Raw genomic sequence first — 15,366 nt, forward strand, 5'->3', positions numbered from 1 at the left:
AAGATGCAAGTACTCGCCACAAGATTTTTAGCGGCTATGATGGCGCTTATGATAGCTGCATTGTCCCTGATTCTTGCCTTTCAGCTGGTGGGAGAGGTCATCTCTCGGCTGCTGGATCTGCCGCTGCCCGGCCCGGTGATCGCGATGGTCCTGCTGGTCGCGGCCTGCCTGTGGCGGCCCTCGCTGGCCGCCCGGATCCGCCCGGTGACCGAGGTGTTGCTGGCCAATCTGTCGCTGTTCTTCATCCCGGCGGGCGTCGGGGTGATCGCGCATATCCCGACGCTGCGCGAATACGGGCTTGGGCTGGCGGCGGCGATCGTCGGATCGACGATTCTGGCCATTGCCGCAGGGGCGCTGGCCTTTTCGCTGGTGGCGCGCTGGACCGGCGCGACCGATCCGTCGGCAATGAAGGATGGCGGCCATGACTGATCCGGCGCTGATCTGGTCCTATCTGGCGGAAGGCCCGCTGTTATGGCTGACGGCGACGCTGTTTGCCTATCTGATCGGCAATGCCTGCTTTCAGGCCGCCAGACGGCAAAGCTGGGCCAATCCGGTGCTGATCGCGGTGGTGCTGCTGGGCCTGTTGCTGGGCCTGACGGGCACGCCCTATCAGACCTATTTCGAGGGCGCGCAATTCGTCCATTTCATGCTGGGCCCGGCGACCGTGGCGCTGGCCATGCCGCTTTATGACAACCTGTCGCGGGTGCGCCGTGCCGCACTGCCGATGCTGGCGGGGCTGGTGGTGGGATCGACCGTGGCCGTCGTCTCGGCCCTGGCCATCGCGCGGGCCTTTGGCATCAGCGGGCAATTGCTGGCCTCGCTGGCGCCGAAATCCACCACGGCGCCGGTCGCCATCGGCATCGCGGAAAAGATCGGCGGGCAACCGACGCTGACGGCGCTGCTGGTGCTGCTGACGGGGATCTTCGGCGCCATCATCGTGACCCCGCTGCTGAACCTGCTGCGGATCAAGGATTGGCGCGCGCGGGGCTTTGCGGTGGGCGTGGCCGCGCATGGGATCGGCACGGCGCGGGCGTTGCAGGTGAATGCCACCGCCGGGGCGTTTTCCGGCATCGGCATGGGGCTGAACTCGGTCCTGACCGCGATCATCGCGCCCATCGTGCTGCAACTGTTCGGCGGTTAGGCGCCCTTGGGACGAAACGCCTTGATCCGCGCGGGATCCGTCTCGATCCGCGCCGCCCCCATCAGGTCAAGGCAATAGGGCACCGCCGCGAAAACCGCGTTCATGCAGGTGGCAATGGCCGAGGGTTTACCGGGAATGGTGATGATCAGCGAGGCTTTGCGGATCACCGCCGTCTGCCGCGACAGGATCGCCGTCGGCACTTCGGCCAGCGACGCCCGGCGCATTTCCTCGCCAAAGCCGGGCAGTTCCTTATCGGCCACATCCATCACCGCCTCGGGCGTCTGATCGCGCGGCGCAGGGCCGGTGCCGCCGGTCACAAGGATCAGATCCGTGCCCGCATCGGTCAGTTCGCGCAGCTTGGCCGCAACGACCTCTCTGCCGTCCGGGACGATGTGGCGGTCGATCTGAACCGGCGAGGTGATGACATCACGCAGCCAGTCCTCGGCCCCTGGACCGCCCTTATCCTCGTATTCGCCGCGGCTTGCACGATCCGAGACGGTGACAATGGCAATACGGGCGGGGCGCGAGGGGTTCTGTGTCATGGGCTGCAATCTGTCGCAGGTCGCGCGGAAAAGAAAGCCCCCGCCGCCATGCCAGCTTCCGGCGGGCGCGATCCTGACATAGACAAGGCCCATGACATCACGTTCTGCCCTTGCCCTGCTGTGCCTTGTCGTCGTCTGCGGCATGTCGCCCTGGTTCGCGACCGCCGCCGTGCTGACCGATATGGCGCGCGAGGGCGGCTTTGGCCACGCCCGTCAGGCGCTGCTGAGTTCCGGCGTTCAGGCGGGCTTTGTGATCGGGGCGCTGATCTCGGCCATGCTGGGGCTGTCGGACCGGTTCGACCCCCGCCGCGTCATGGCCTGCGCCGCGCTGATGAACGCGATCGCGACGGCAGGGCTGTTTCTGGTGCCACTGGGCTCTGATGCGGCGATCGGGCTGCGGGTGATCGCGGGGGCGGGTTTCGCGGGCATCTATCCACCGGGCATGAAGATCGCCGTGGGTTGGAGCCGACGTCAGCGCGGTCTGGTGGTCGGGCTGCTGGTGGGCGCGCTGACCTTTGGATCGGCGCTGCCCTATCTGTTCGCCTGGTGGGGTGCGGCCGAATGGCGGCCGGTCGTGGCGGCGGCATCGCTGGCCTCGGCCTGTGCGGCAATCGGCAGCTTTGCGATGCGGCTTGGACCCCATCACGCGCGGGCGGCGGCCTTTTCGCCACGCGCGATCCGGCTGATGTGGACCGATCAGCGCGTGCGCAGCGCCACCGGCGGATATCTGGGCCATATGTGGGAACTTTATGCCATGTGGGGCTGGATCGGCGCTGCTGCGGCGGCCGGCTATGCGCAGCGCATCCCGCCCGAACAGGCGCAACAACTGGCGGCGCTGACCGCGTTTCTGGCCATTTCCACCGGCGCGCTTTTCTGCGCTCCGGCCGGGCTGCTGGCGGATCGGATCGGCAAAGCGCCCGTCTCGGCCATGGCGATGCTGGGATCGGGCAGCATGGCCGTCGCGGTGGCGCTTTGCTTTGGCGGGCCGGTCTGGCTCAGCTTTCTGCTGATCCTGTGCTGGGGCGCGCTGATCATCCCCGACAGCGCCCAGTTTTCGGCCATCATCGCCGATGCCGCCCCGCCCGAGGCCGCAGGCAGCCTGATGGCGATGCAGACCGCGCTTGGCTTTGCGCTGTCAATCGTCACGGTGCAGATCACCCCGGTGATTGCGGCATGGCTGGGCTGGCCCGGGGCGCTGGCGCTGATGGCGCTTGGGCCGACATTCGGCATCGCGGCGCTCAGACCGCTGCTGGCGAAAAGGCAGGTGCAGGGCAGTCCCTGACGGGCTACAGCGCCACGATGTGATTGTCCCAGGCACAATCGGTCCGGCTGAGCAGCGCGGGTTCCTGTTCCCTGACCGAAATCAGCCCGCCCAGCCCGTCACTGGCCAGATAGCCCGCATCGCGCGGCGCCAGACCGCAGACATCGCTGCGCGACACCGCGCCCAGAAAGGCGCCTTGCCCCGAAAAGCGATGCAGCCGCCCGCCACGTGGCGAGGTGATAGCAAGCTCGGCCCCCTCACCGCTAAAGGCGATGCTGCCCGCATATCCCTGCATCGCCAGTTCATCCGCCAGCGGCGCTTCGGCCAGAATGGCCTCCGCACCGCGCCGGTGCAGACCCAGCAAGGGCGGCGCGGCGTCAGCCTCACCCTCCCATTGCATGGCAAAGCCGACCAGCCCGTCCGAGCGCAGGGCAAGGTGGCGGATCGAATTCTGCTGCAGATCCGGCGCCAGTTCGACCTGATCCAATATGTCGCCCTGCAGGTCCTGATAGGTCAGGTTGGGGCGCATGGTCGCGATGTTCAGCTTGCGCCGGTCGGTCGGATCGGTGGCAATGCCGCCATTGGCGATCACGATTGTCACGCCATCGGGCATCAGCCGCAGATCATGCGGACCGATGCCCCCGCTGGGCCGTTCCGCAATCCGCCGATAGCCCGCCGCGACATCCCAGACGCCGATCACGCCCTGACTGTCCTCGGCCCGCTGTTCGCTGGTCAAAAGCAGCGCGCCGTGCCGGGCAAAGACGCCGTGACCATTGAACTGGCGACCCTCGGGCGGCGTCAAGCGGTGGCGCACCGCGCCGGTCGCGCAATCGATGACCAGCGCGAACTGGCCGGGGCGCCGGGCAAAGGCCACGGCTTCGGCCCGCGTCGGATGGCCCGCGCCGGCATGACCGCGCGCGGGCAATGGCACGCGGAACGTGGTCTGGCCCTGATGATCCAACCCGAACAGTGCGAAACTGCCATCCTGCAATCGTGCCGCCGCCAGCCATGACGGGTTGCCGACCGCCGCCCAGCCCAGACGCGGCGCGGCCCCTGCGGCCAGCAGCGCGGCCAGAAAATTGCGACGCGTCGTCACGACCCTAATCCCCGTCCTGAGAGTTGAAGCCGACGGCAATGCCAAGCGGGGTTCCGATCTCGGCTTCGATGGCCTCCTGCATGGCGCGAACCGCCTGTTGCACCTGTTCGGCATGCAGCCGCGCCTGCGGCTGCGTCAGGTTCTGAAAGCCCGGATCGTCGATCCGTTCGGCAAGCGCGTGAATTCGCGCCGCTGCCGCATCCGTTTCGGGCAGATCCGCATCGGTCAGCCGATGCGCCAGCGCCTGCGCGGCATCGACCGACAGCAGCACATTGCGCAGGGAACGGCCCGAGCGCCAGGCCTCGGCCCGGGACGGGCGCGGCTGCTGAAACGTGCCCATCGGACGCCCAAGCCGCTGATCGGCGGTGAATTCCAGCCCCGACAGAAGTTGCGTGTAAAGCGCGCGCAACGCCTCGGACTGGTCCAGATAGGTGGTGTTGCCGGGGGCACCCGCGCTGCGCAAGGTCGCCGCGAAATCCTGCTGCCAGGCCTGGTCCAGCGCCACCGCCTGATCGGCCAGATCGACACTGACCGCCCGAACCAGCGCGCAGCTATAGCTGTCCGGGCCATAATCGGCGAAATCCGGATCGAAGATCAGCATTTCCAGCGCGAACAGCCCGCGCGCCGCAATCGAGACCTGCGAATAAAGCGCGGGATCGAAAGCGGCCGGATCCTGATCGGCGATGAATTGCGACAGGCTGCGCTGCGTGAACCCGCGCTTGTCGGGCCAGAAGGCGATAGAAAGCGCCCCGGTCTCGGACGGGCCAAGGCGCAGGTCGGCAATCGTCATCCAGGCGTCGAATGTCGTCTGATAGGCCGGGGCGACGGCATCGGCGCGGCAATCCTGCGCGGCGGTTTTCTGCAACGCCTGCGCCGCGTCGGCAAAGCCTTCGAAGCCGGGCAGGATATGGCGCTGCAACGCCTGATCCACATCGGCCCATATCGGGGTTGCCAGCGTCAGCGCGGCAAGGCAGGCGGCAAGATGTTTCATAGACTCTCCAGATATCGGATCAGGGCGGCGCGATCCTCGGGCGGCATTTCGACCACTGCATCGCGGGCGGCCTGCGCCTCGCCACCATGCCACAGCACGGCTTCAAGAAGCGAGCGGGCGCGCCCGTCATGCAGGAAATAGCTGTGCCCCGACACGGTTTGCGTCAGCCCGATGCCCCAAAGCGGCGCGGTGCGCCATTCGCGGCCATCGGCGCGGCCTTCGGGTCGGTTATCGGCCAGATCCGGGCCCATGTCGTGCAGCAGCAGATCGGTATAGGGCCAGATCAGCTGAAAACTGGCCGGGTTTTCACCTTGCAACCGGTTCGTCACAAAGCTGGGCCGGTGGCAGGCGGTGCAGCCGGTTTCGTAAAACACCTGCTTGCCGCGCAGGACCTGCGGATCGTCCAGATCGCGCCGCGCGGGCACGGCCAGATTGCGGCTGTAGAAGGTCACCAGATCCAGCGCCGCCTGATCGATTTCGAACCCGTCCTGTTCGGGATCACCGCCATCCAGCGCGGCAAGACAATCGGCCTGCGCGGCGGTGCATTCGCCGGACCCTGCCGGGTGCAGCGGGTTCGAAATGCCGATATCGCCCGAAAAGGCCGAGGCGCTTTGTTCCAGCACCGTCGGATTGCCCGCCTTATGCCCGAAACGGCCCAGCATCGGCTGATCATGGACCTGCGACCAGACGATCTGCGGATTGCCGGAGATTCCGTCGCCATCGGCATCGTCCGGGTCTGCCCAGGACAGGATATCCTGCGCGGGGATCGCCTCCAGCAGGCCCATGCCGATCATCTGCGGCGCGACACGCGGCGACAGCATCGCATCGGGATGCAGCGGGCCATAGCCCAGATCGGCAGCGCGATAGGTCGGGCGGCGCAGTGTGGCGACCTCCTGCCCTGACAGCGGCACCTGAAATTCCTCATAGCTGATGTCCAGCCGATATTCCGCGGCATGGCCGGGCAGGCTGAAATCCTGCAACTGCAGGCCATAGGTCGGTTCGGGCGCGGTCGGATGCGTGCCCTCGATATAATTGCGGATCCTGTCCCGGTCAGCATCCGCCATCGGGATCGAGACGCGCAGGAACATCGACACGGCATTGTCCTCGGGGCCTTCGGGCGGATGGCCGCGCCCATCCTTCAGATGGCAGCGCTGGCAGGACCGCGCATTATAAAGCGGTCCCAGCCCGTCCGATGCGATGGTCGAGGCCGGGGGCGACACCCAGATCCGGCGGAACATGCCATTGCCGACCTTGAAATCCAGCTCCTGCTGGAAGCTGAGATTACCGGCGGGCTGTGAAAAGGCATCTGCGGTGGCGCGGGCACGCACGGTCTGCGCGCCGCCCGGATTTTCCTCGAAGGGCCAGGGGGCCGAAAAATCGGGCTTCGGGGTGGTGACGGTGGCGATGCGGTCGCGCTCTTCGGCGGTCCGGGGAATGACATCCAGATGCGGGTCGCGCAGATCGGCCCAGGGCGCGGCGGGATCGGCCTGCGCGATCTGAACGTAACAGGCGGCCATCAGCATGGCCGCCAAAGCTGTCTTTATCGGCTTCATCCATTCCTACACATGGCTGAAGAAAAGCTGCGGCATTACTGAAAGACCGCCGAAGGGTTGTCCAGACTGTCCGAGCCCTCGATCGCGATGCCATCCAGTTCCAGCGCCGTCACCACCCGCTCGATCGAGCGGGTCTGCGCGACCAGCGCATCGACGCCGCCCATGATCAGCGCCTCGCCTTGCGAATTGCCGCGTTCCAGCATCTGGTCATAGGCGAAACCGGCCTCGGAGGCGGTCTTGATCCGGGCCAGCGCCTTCATCGTGTCGGACAGGCGCGCTTTCATCTCGGCATCCAGTTCGGGGTTGCCCTCGGCCACCAGATCCGACAGCGACGCGCCGGACACGACCGATCCGTCGATGCGCATATAGTCGCCCAGATAGACATTCTGCACGCCCAGCCCGTCATAGTAATGGCTGTTCGGCGTGTTGTCCGAGAAGCAGTCATGCTCTTCCTCGGGGTCGTTCAGCATCAGGCCAAGGCGCATCCGCTCGCCCGCCTGTTCGCCATAGGACAGCGAGCCCATACCGGTCAGCATGGCCGACAGGCCCGCCGATTCATCCCCGGTCAGCGCGGTGCGGGCGGCGCCACCTTCGGCCCATTGCGCCGTCATCCATTCCAGATCGGACACCAGCAGCTGCGATGCCGCCGCCAGATATTCCGCGCGGCGGTCGCAATTGCCATTGGTGCAGGCCTCGCCCTGGGCGTAATCGGTCCAGGGCCGGTTGCCCGCGCCCTTGCCGTGACCGTTCAGATCCTGACCCCACAGCAGAAATTCGATGGCGTGATAGCCGGTGGCGACATTCGCCTCGATCCCGTCGGCCTCTTGCAGCGTGTCCTGCAGCAGGGCGGGCGTGATCTCGGTCGCATCGATTTCCGTGCCCGACAGGGTGAAGCGGGGATTGGCAATCACGTTCAGCGTGGCGAACTGGTTTTCGTCGCTGGGCCCGCCATAGCTGCCATCGACGTAATCGATCAACCCCTCATCCAGCGGCCAGGCATTCACCCGGCCTTCCCAGTCATCGACGATGGCATTGCCAAAGCGGAACACCTCGGTCTGCTGATAGGGCACGCGCGCCGCGATCCAGGCAGCCCGCGCCGCCTGCAGATTTTCGGCCGAGGGCGCCTCGATCAACGCATTCACGGCCTCTTCCAGCGTCCGGGCAGAGATCATGCTGTCCTCATACCCCGCCTGCGCGATATCGGCATAGGTCTCCAGCACCTCGGCCGCCGTCTGCGCCATGGCCGCATTGCCAAGGCCCGCGGCAAGGGCTGTCACGCTGATCCCGAATGCGATTCTGTTCATCTTCTCACTGTCCTTGCTTGATCATGATCTGCGCGCGGCCATCTGCCTGCGGCGCTTTTGGGAAAGAGATGCGGTGAAAGATGTTTCCGGGTCCGGCCTGCCAAGGGCAACGCGCGATCCGCAAGGGCGCATCCGCCACAAGGCGAAGGTTGCAACCCGTCCTTCGAAACTCTTTCACCGCGTCTCTCCTGTCGCTGCGGCCCGTCAGCCCAGAGCGATGGTTATCAGCAGTAAGCTGAGAGAATTAGTCAGATATGTCAAGACAGCTTATCGGCGCTTATCATCAACCGCAGGATGAGAAATCGGATCTTATGCAGGTGTTTCGCCATGATCAGGTGATGTGGCCCAGCACCTCACCAAAGCCCAGAACGCTGCCCGGCTGGACGCCGTGGCGCAACTGCCCGGCACGATGCGCCTCGACACGGGTTTCCATCTTCATGGCCTCCATGATGGCAATGACATCGCCCGCCGCCACCTTGGCCCCATCCTCGACCTGCCAGGCCGTCAGGGTGCCGGGAACCGGGGCGGTCAGGGCGCTTTCATCCGCCTCTGGCGCGGGTTCGGCCGTGCTCTGGGCGACGGGTGCCGCTGACAGCAGGCCCGGGGGCAGGCCAAGCTCGTGCCGTTTGCCGTCGATCTCGATCCCGACGCGCAGCAGATCCGGCATCTGCGCCGGGGTGACGCGGGCATGAGGGGCCACGGCACGGGCAAGCGCATCGGCGAAATCGGTCTCGATCCAGCGGGTATGGACGCGGAATTCGCCATCCTCGGCCAGAAAATCCTCGGCCTCCAGCACGGCGCGGTGAAAGGGCAGCACGGTTGCCACGCCATCAATGGTGAATTCAGCCAAAGCGCGGCGCGCACGCTGCAAGGCCTCGGCGCGGGTGGCGCCTGTGACGATCAGCTTGGCCATCATGGAATCGAAACTGCCCGGAATGACCGAGCCGCTGCGCACCCCGCTGTCAACGCGAATGCCGGGGCCTGCGGGTGCGTCGAATTGCGTCACCGGGCCGGGGGTCGGCAAGAAGCCACGGGCGGGATCTTCGGCATTGATGCGAAATTCGATCGCATGACCGCGCGGCGCGGGCACGTCATCATTCGCCAACCTTGCCCCGCGCGCCACGGCGATCATGCCGCGCAGCAGGTCGATGCCGGTGGTTTCCTCAGTCACAGGATGTTCGACCTGCAGGCGGGTATTCACCTCCAGAAAGGAAATCGTGCCATTGGCCGACAGCAGATATTCCACCGTGCCCACGCCGCTATAGCCCGCATGGGCGCAGATCCGGCGGGCGGAATCGTGGATCCTTTCGCGCTGTTCATCGCTGAGGAACGGGGCCGGGGCTTCCTCGACCAGCTTCTGGTTGCGGCGCTGAAGCGAGCAGTCGCGGGTGCCGATCACCTTCACGGTGCCGTGGCGGTCGGCCAGCACCTGCGCCTCGATATGGCGGGGCCGGTCCAGAAACTGTTCGATGAAACATTCGCCGCGACCAAAGGCGGTCAGCGCCTCTCGGGTCGCGGAATCGAACAGTTCCTCGACCTCTTCCAGACGCCAGGCCACCTTCATCCCGCGGCCGCCGCCGCCAAAGGCCGCCTTGATCGCGATGGGCAGACCGTGTTCGCGCGCAAAGGCCAGCGCGTCCGCCGCGCTTTCGACCGGTCCGGGCGTGCCCGCGACCAGCGGCGCGCCCACCGCCTCGGCGATGCGGCGGGCTTCGATCTTGTCGCCAAGCGCCTGAATGACCTGCGGATCGGGGCCGATCCAGATCATCCCGGCATCGCGCACCGCCTGAGCGAAATCGGCGCGTTCGGACAGAAAGCCATAGCCCGGATGAACGGCATCCGCGCCAGCTTTTCGGGCGATGGCAATGATCTTGTCGGCGTCCAGATAGGTCTCGGACGGTTTTTCACCGCCCAGAGCATAGGCGTGATCGGCCATCTGCACAAACATCGCGTCGCGGTCGCTGTCGGCATAGATGGCGATGGAGTCGATGCCTTCGTCACGGCAGGCACGGATAATGCGCACTGCGATTTCGCCCCGGTTTGCGATCAGAAGACGCGTCAGGGGCTGCAAGTCAGGGCCTTGGGTAAACAGGGTCATGGTCGCCTCAATTCGGATCAATGGGGGTGAAATCATGTTCAGCCGTGAAACGGATCCGCGCGCCGGGCGGGATCTGACCGGCCAGGTCCAGCGCCTGCGGCAGCAGGGTGGCAATGACCGGATAGCCGCCAGTCAGCGGATGATCGGCCAGAAACAGCACCGGCTGGCCGGAATGCGGCACCTGTATCGCGCCGGTTTCCGTGCCTTCCGAGGGCAGTTCAAGGCTGTCCTCGCGGGTCAGGGGCTGATCACCTTCCAGCCGGATCCCAACGCGCGAGGATTGCGGGCTGACCCGCCATTCCTGCGTCAGAAAGCGGTCGATCATCTGCGGCGTGAACCAATCCGCGCGCGGGCCAAGGGTCACGGGCAAGGAGACCAGATCATCCGGTCCGGGCAGATCGGGCACAGGCTCTGCTGCGGCGCCCGCCACGCTGCGCGCCCCGGCGGGCGACAGACGCGCGCCAGCCGTCAACGGATCGGGGCCGATGAAGGCCAGCGTATCGGTCGCGGCAGAGCCAAGGACAGGCGCAACCCTGAAGCCGCCACGCAGCGCCAGATAGCTGCGCATCCCGCGCCGTGGCGAGTGGATCAGCAACTCGTCGCCCGCATCCATCGCAAAGGCGCTGCCCGTTGCGACAGAAAGCGTCTGCCCCCCGGCGATCAGGTCCACCCGGTCCGCCGCGCCGGTCAGGGCCAGCGTCACGGCGGCATCGGCGCGCAGCCGGACCGGGCCCATGGTGATTTCCAGCGCAGGCGCGGACGCGGGATTGCCGACCGCCCGGTTCGCGCGATGCAGCGCGGCACGGTCCAGCGCGCCAGAGGCGGAAACCCCCTGCCCGCCCTGCCCCGGTCGCCCGTCATCCTGAAAAACGATGGGAAAGGCCGTCGAAAGAAGGGTCAGCCCGGCCGCCCCCTGTTCTGCGGGCGGTGAGGTCACCGGATGGGTCTTGGCCTGCCCCTCGACAAAGCGCGCCCGCCGCCCCGGCTGCAGCACAGCGGGCGGATCGCGCGACAGATCCCACATCGGCAGTTTCGTCGTACCGATCAACTGCCAGCCGCCGGGCGTATCCTGCGGATAGATCCCGCAAAAGCGCGACGCCAGCGCGACCGAGCCCGCAGGGATCCGGGTCCGGGGCGATTGCCGACGCGGCAGATCGAAGCGCGGGTCGTCGCAGGTCATATAGGCAAAGCCCGGCGCGAAGCCGCAAAAAGCCACCTGCCATGTCGCGGCCTGATGCGCGGCGATGACCTCGGCCACGGTCAACCCCATCAGGCTGGCCACATCCTCCAGATCCTGACCATCATAGGTCATGGGGATTTCGACCACATCGGCGGCGCTGTCGCCCTGATCCCGCGCGGCAAGGGGGCGGTGGCGGTCACGGATCGCGGCGGCCAGCGCGGCATCGGCGCCGATGCCCGGCGCCGTGCGGATCATCAGGGTCCGGGCCGCCGGGATGATCTCGGCAATGCCCGCGATCGGATCTGCAAGCAAGGCATCGAACAGCGCCAGCGTCTGTTCCAGATCCTCAAGCTCGACCAGCAGGCTGCGCGGACCGACGGGCAGGAAACGCATCGTCATATCTGCCACCGGCTGTCAGGAATATCGGTGATGAACATGTGTCCGGGGGCATGTGTGATCGCAAAGGGCGGCCTGGATGCCATGACCGCCGCCTGCGGGGTCACGCCGCAGGCCCAGAAGACCGGCACCTCGCCCGGATGGATCGCGACCGGATCACCGAAATCAGGCTGCGTCAGATCCGTGATCCCCAGGGCCTCGGGCGCACCGATATGGATGGGGGCACCATGCACCGCCGGGAAACGGCCCGAGATCATGGCCGCCTCGGCCACGCGATCGGCGGGGATCGGACGCATCGAGACCACCATATTGCCATGCAGGCGCCCTGCGGGGCGGCAGGCGCGGTTGGTCAGAAACATCGGGACATTGCGGCCCTGGGCGATATGGCGCACCTCGATCCCGGCCTGCTGCAACGGCGTTTCGAAGGTGAAAGAGCAGCCGATCAGAAAGGTGACCAGATCGCCCTGTTCTGCCCAGAGATCGGTGACATCCGGCAGGCTGTCCACCAGTTCGCCATCGCGCCACACGCGATACAGCGGGATATCGCGGCGCAAATCGGCATCCGGGGCCAGTGACGTGCGGAAGTCGCCCGGATCGGTCACATCCAGGATCGGGCATGGCTTGGGGTTGCGCTGCCCGAACAGCAGGAAATCCCACGCCCAATCGCGTGGCAGCGAGATCATGTTGCATTGCGTGAAACCGGGCGCCATGCCTGCCGTGGGGGCCACGGCACCGTCGCGACAGATCAGGCGGGCGGCGCGGGCCGTTTCGGGATCGGGCAGCATCAGCCTGCCTCCGGCGCGAAGGGGGCGACTGTCACACCGGCCGCGATCAGCCCCTCGCGGATGTGCTGTGCCATCTGGACCGCACCGGCACTGTCGCCATGCACGCAGATGCTGTCGGCCTTCAGCGTCAGGGTCGAGCCGTCAATCGCCTCGATCACGCCCTCGGTGGCCAACCGCACCATGCGCGCCGCGACCATCTTCGCATCATGCAGCACCGCACCAGCTTCGCGCCGCGAGACCAGATGACCCTGCGGCGTATAGGCGCGATCGCCGAAAGCCTCGGCCACGGTGGCCAGCCCGGCCTCTTGCGCGCGCGACAGGATCGGCGCGCCCGCCAGCCCCATCAGGATCAGGCCGGGATCGACCTCGCGGATCCCGGCAATCACCGCATCGGCCTGACGCGCATCACCGGCGATGGTGTTATACAGCGCGCCATGCGGCTTGACATAGCTGACGCGCGTGCCCGCCGCTGTCGCCAGCCCCTGCATCGCGCCAATCTGATAGATGACATCCGCCGTCAGCTCGGCCGAGGTGACATCCATCGGGCGGCGGCCAAAGCCGACACGGTCGGGATAGGACACATGCGCCCCGACCGCGACCCCGCGCGCAGCGGCCTGACGAAGCGTGGTCAGGATGCCCTGCGGATCGCCCGCGTGAAAACCGCAGGCCACATTGGCAGAGCTGACAATATCCAGCATCGCCTCGTCGTCGCCCATTTTCCATGCGCCATAGCCTTCGCCAAGGTCGCTGTTCAGGTCGATGGAAGTCATAGCACTCTCTATCTCCGGTGGCTGTGGACAAGGCGGCCCGGCAATCGGGCCGCCTGCGGGATTACACGCTCAAGAAAGCAAAGATCGGGCCGATGGATTTGAAGCCCATATACCATGTCAGCACGCAAACGATGGCGCTGGCAATCAGCAAGGGCCGGTTATAGCGGTGCCCGCCCATCAGGTCGGACCGCGCAAAGCCGACATAGGTAAAGATCGACAGGCCGATGGGCAGGATCAGGCCGTTGAAGCCGCCGACAAAGACCAGAATGGCTGCGGGCGCGGTGCCCATCATCAGATAGACCAGCAGCGAAAAGCCGATAAAGATCACCGTCGCGATATTCCGGCTGCGCTCGTTCAGGCGCTGGAAGACGTTAATGAAGCTGACCGAGGTATAGGCCGCCCCGATGACCGAGGTGATGGCCGCCGCCCACAGCACCACGCCAAAGATGCGCATGCCCCATTCGCCCAGGGCCGCGGCAAAGGCCTGTGCCGCCGGGTTGGCCGCCTGGCTGGACAGATCCAGCGTGACGCCCGATGCCACGACGCCAAGGATCGCCAGGAACAGCACAAAGCGCATGACGCCGGTCATCGCGATGCCCGACAGCGCGGCATTGGTGACCGCACGCAGGTTTTGCGGCCCGACCAGCCCCTTGTCCAGCAGCCGGTGCGCGCCGGAATAGGTGATATATCCGCCGACCGTGCCGCCCACGATGGTGGTGATGGTGGCAAAGTCGATCACCTCGGGAAAGATGGTCTGACGCAGCGCATCGCCCACCGGCGGGTTCGAACTGAGCGCGACGAACACCGTCATGATCATCATCAGGATACCCAATCCGATGATCGCCCGATCCAGAAGGAAACCGGCCCGCTGCGACAGAAAGACCCCGATGGCCAGCAGGGCCGAAATCGCGCCGCCGATCTTGGGATCCAGCCCGATCATGGCATTCAGGCCCAGCCCGCCGCCCGCGATATTGCCGACATTGAAGGCCAGACCGCCGATCATCACCAGAATGGCCAGCAGATATCCCGATCCCGGGATCGCGGCATTCGCCGTTTCGGACGCATTGCGCCGCGTCAGCGCGGTGATCCGCCAGATATTCAGCTGCACGACAAAATCAATGACAATCGAGGCCATGATCGCAAAGGCAAATGCGGAACCCAGCTTGGCCGTGAACGTGGCCGTCTGGGTGATGAATCCCGGCCCCACGGCCGAGGTCGCCATCAGAAATATCGCGGCCAGAAATCCGCCCCGCATCACCTCGGTCGGGATGGGGGACGTCTGTGGGGTTTGGCTCATCAGTCATGCTCCTGCTGCAAGGGTGGATATCGGTCTGGGAATAGCTGGAACCTGCATTCAGTTCGTCAATCGGTCAAGAATTATTTATCAATGCTTTATATTTTGTTGAACAATATAGCTGAAACGTAGGGATATTATGCCTGTTTCTTGGGCGCCGGCCTGTTTTCCTGTCAGGCTGCTATCATCCGATTGCGTGAAAATATCGGGGAAATACGCGAATCAGCGGCGGAACATGCTTGATCCTCTTGCAGCTTCCGGCCCATGATCGGCCGCCATTCAGGACCGTGACATGACCCCAGCCACCTCGCCCAGCCTTGCCGAAGAAACCGCCGCCAGACTTCGCGAGCAACTGGCCAGCGGCAGCTTGACGCCGGGGCAACGCCTGTCCGAAGCCAGACTGGCGGCCGAGCTTGGCATCTCTCGCAACACGCTGCGCGAGGTGTTCCGCCTGCTGACCCGCGAGGGTATCTTGCGGCATGAGCCCAATCGCGGTGTCTTTGTCGCCACGCCCTCGATGGCCTCGGTTCTGGATATCTTCCGCGTCCGCCGCCTGATCGAGGTTCCGGCGCTGGCGCAAGCCTGGCCCCGGCACGACGCGGTCGCCCGGATGCGCGCCGCGGTCGAGCGTGCGGAAAGCCTGCAGGATGCGCAAGACTGGCAGGCCATCGGCAGCGCCAATATGGAATTCCACACCGCCATCGTCGCATTAAGTGACAGCCCGCGCCTGACGGCCTTTTTCGCGCAGATCATCGTCGAATTGCGCCTGGCCTTCGGCCTTCTGGCCAATCCAGAGCATCTGCACCGCCCCTATATCCAGCAGAACCGGGCGATCCTGACCCGACTGGAAGAGGGCGACCCGAAAGGCGCCGCCCAGATGCTGCAGGATTATCTGGAACAATCCGAACGCGCGGTCATGGCCGCTTTCGCACGAATTTCCTGATCCCCCGTCCAA

At 65.7% G+C, this 15,366-nt stretch carries 14 protein-coding genes; 4 read left to right on the forward strand and 10 right to left on the reverse strand.

What is annotated here, in order from left to right; translation table 11 throughout:
* Positions 1-60 precede the first annotated feature (60 nt).
* Positions 61-429 carry a CidA/LrgA family protein gene (locus tag JHX87_RS09600; protein ID WP_334220885.1) on the forward strand — a complete coding sequence of 123 codons (369 nt, stop codon included), beginning with the start codon at positions 61-63 and terminating at the stop codon, positions 427-429.
* Positions 422-1,141, forward strand: coding sequence for an LrgB family protein (locus JHX87_RS09605; RefSeq protein WP_271885339.1), 720 nt, complete (start codon positions 422-424; stop codon positions 1,139-1,141). Before JHX87_RS09600 ends, JHX87_RS09605 begins: the two co-directional genes overlap by 8 nt.
* On the opposite strand, the gene mog is transcribed toward JHX87_RS09605, so the two are convergent.
* Positions 1,138-1,776 (reverse strand): molybdopterin adenylyltransferase, encoded by a 639-nt coding sequence (gene mog / locus JHX87_RS09610; protein ID WP_271885338.1) that lies wholly within the window; start codon positions 1,774-1,776, stop codon positions 1,138-1,140. The genes JHX87_RS09605 and mog overlap by 4 nt on opposite strands.
* Between mog and JHX87_RS09615 the strand changes: the two genes are divergently transcribed.
* Positions 1,775-2,965: an MFS transporter gene (locus JHX87_RS09615; protein WP_271885337.1), complete on the forward strand. Its 1,191-nt coding sequence runs from the start codon at positions 1,775-1,777 to the stop codon at positions 2,963-2,965. The two genes, mog and JHX87_RS09615, sit on opposite strands and share 2 nt — an antisense overlap.
* Positions 2,966-2,969: 4 nt before the next feature.
* Here the strand turns inward: JHX87_RS09615 and JHX87_RS09620 are convergent, their stop codons facing one another.
* From JHX87_RS09620 to JHX87_RS09660, 9 genes are all read right to left on the reverse strand, one after another.
* Positions 2,970-4,040 (reverse strand): DUF1513 domain-containing protein, encoded by a 1,071-nt coding sequence (locus JHX87_RS09620; protein ID WP_271885336.1) that lies wholly within the window; start codon positions 4,038-4,040, stop codon positions 2,970-2,972.
* A gap of 4 nt (positions 4,041-4,044) precedes the next feature.
* Positions 4,045-5,031, reverse strand: a complete 987-nt coding sequence (locus JHX87_RS09625; RefSeq protein WP_271885335.1) for an imelysin family protein — start codon at positions 5,029-5,031, stop codon at positions 4,045-4,047.
* Complete coding sequence (locus JHX87_RS09630) at positions 5,028-6,548, reverse strand: di-heme oxidoreductase family protein (protein WP_271885366.1); 1,521 nt, start codon at positions 6,546-6,548, stop codon at positions 5,028-5,030. Before JHX87_RS09630 ends, JHX87_RS09625 begins: the two co-directional genes overlap by 4 nt.
* Positions 6,549-6,619: 71 nt before the next feature.
* Positions 6,620-7,888 (reverse strand): imelysin family protein, encoded by a 1,269-nt coding sequence (locus tag JHX87_RS09635; protein ID WP_377775994.1) that lies wholly within the window; start codon positions 7,886-7,888, stop codon positions 6,620-6,622.
* Between the two features lie 331 nt (positions 7,889-8,219).
* Positions 8,220-9,986, reverse strand: a complete 1,767-nt coding sequence (locus tag JHX87_RS09640; RefSeq protein ID WP_271885334.1) for an acetyl/propionyl/methylcrotonyl-CoA carboxylase subunit alpha — start codon at positions 9,984-9,986, stop codon at positions 8,220-8,222.
* A 7-nt stretch (positions 9,987-9,993) separates the two neighbouring features.
* Positions 9,994-11,565 (reverse strand): 5-oxoprolinase subunit B/C family protein, encoded by a 1,572-nt coding sequence (locus JHX87_RS09645; RefSeq protein WP_271885333.1) that lies wholly within the window; start codon positions 11,563-11,565, stop codon positions 9,994-9,996.
* Entirely contained in the window at positions 11,562-12,347 is a 786-nt protein-coding gene (locus tag JHX87_RS09650; RefSeq protein WP_271885332.1) for a putative hydro-lyase, read from the reverse strand. The genes JHX87_RS09645 and JHX87_RS09650 overlap by 4 nt, the downstream gene beginning before the upstream one ends.
* On the reverse strand, positions 12,347-13,117 hold the full coding sequence (locus JHX87_RS09655; RefSeq protein ID WP_271885331.1) for a LamB/YcsF family protein: 771 nt from the start codon (positions 13,115-13,117) through the stop codon (positions 12,347-12,349). The genes JHX87_RS09650 and JHX87_RS09655 overlap by 1 nt, the downstream gene beginning before the upstream one ends.
* A gap of 61 nt (positions 13,118-13,178) precedes the next feature.
* Positions 13,179-14,414 (reverse strand): NRAMP family divalent metal transporter, encoded by a 1,236-nt coding sequence (locus tag JHX87_RS09660; RefSeq protein WP_271885330.1) that lies wholly within the window; start codon positions 14,412-14,414, stop codon positions 13,179-13,181.
* Between the two features lie 289 nt (positions 14,415-14,703).
* On the opposite strand from JHX87_RS09660, the gene JHX87_RS09665 reads away from it, so the two are divergent.
* Complete coding sequence (locus tag JHX87_RS09665) at positions 14,704-15,354, forward strand: GntR family transcriptional regulator (RefSeq protein WP_271885329.1); 651 nt, start codon at positions 14,704-14,706, stop codon at positions 15,352-15,354.
* Positions 15,355-15,366 lie beyond the last annotated feature (12 nt).

Source organism: Paracoccus fistulariae, from assembly GCF_028553785.1.
Taxonomy (GTDB): domain Bacteria; phylum Pseudomonadota; class Alphaproteobacteria; order Rhodobacterales; family Rhodobacteraceae; genus Paracoccus; species Paracoccus fistulariae.